This window comes from Spiroplasma sp. ChiS (assembly GCF_002968355.1).
GTDB classification, from domain to species: Bacteria; Bacillota_I; Bacilli_A; order Mycoplasmatales; family Mycoplasmataceae; genus Spiroplasma; species Spiroplasma citri.
The window spans coordinates 1-963 of record NZ_PUUH01000192.1; the positions used below are offsets into that span (position 1 = coordinate 1).

The 963-nt window shown below is 24.9% G+C and carries 2 protein-coding genes; one reads left to right on the plus strand and one right to left on the minus strand.

The annotated features are described in order from the left end of the window. A partial coding sequence (locus C6B38_RS05440; protein ID WP_146693326.1) for a hypothetical protein occupies positions 1 to 596 on the minus strand: 596 nt, incomplete at its 3' end. A 7-nt stretch (positions 597 to 603) separates the two neighbouring features. Between C6B38_RS05440 and C6B38_RS05445 the strand changes: the two genes are divergently transcribed. Next, on the plus strand, positions 604 to 822 hold the full coding sequence (locus C6B38_RS05445; RefSeq protein ID WP_105298930.1) for a hypothetical protein: 219 nt from the start codon (positions 604 to 606) through the stop codon (positions 820 to 822). Positions 823 to 963 lie beyond the last annotated feature (141 nt).

Sequence of the window (963 nt, forward strand, 5' to 3'; positions counted from 1 at the left end):
GTAATAGTTCCATTATTTATTTGTCTATCAATTACCTCAGATTGAGTAATTTCATTAACTATTGATATATCTATAAATTCTAAGGTATAAGGTCTAAAATTATCATTATTCTGACTGTTATCATCTAAACTATCTCATTTTTTATAATGCTTAAATATATAATCAAATAAGCGATATAATTTAGGAAATCGTAAAGATCTTTTTTGTAAAGTAGTATAAATATCTAATTTATTATTCATTAATGACTCTGTTTTATTTGTATAATTATTACCTGAAAAATTATCATATTCATAACCTGCACCATTAAATATCATTTTCATAGAATAATCACTATCAATAGTTATTTCAGTATAATTTTGTTGAGCATGAATTAAACCAACACCAGTAGTACCAGTCATAGCATATTGTTGAACTGTACTAGTAATTAAAGCATCTGCCTGTAATAATTCTTCATCACCATTACCATTATTACCAAGTGGAGAACTATTTTTTTGTCCTACAAAATGAGTACGATTTATAATTCTTTCAATTCTTTTATAATAAATATTATCTTGTACATCTTTAATTAAATTAAATACAGGTAAACAATCTGGCACAGCATCTGTGGTTGTTTTTGTACCATTAACTAATTTAGGTAAATTTGTAAATTCAACAATAGGCTATACACAACAAAATAAAGGTAGCGGAGATGTTAAATTAAGAGCAAGTAGAATTAATAAAAACTTATTAGAATTAAATAAAGAAATAAATCGTTATAGTACTAATTTTTATCAAACAAAAGATGCTAAGTTAAATAAACATATTCATAACCTGCACCATTAAATATCATTTTCATAGAATAATCACTATCAATAGTTATTTCAGTATAATTTTGTTGAGCATGAATTAAACCAACACCAGTAGTACCAGTCATAGCATATTGTTGAACTGTACTAGTAATTAAAGCATCTGCCTGTAATAATT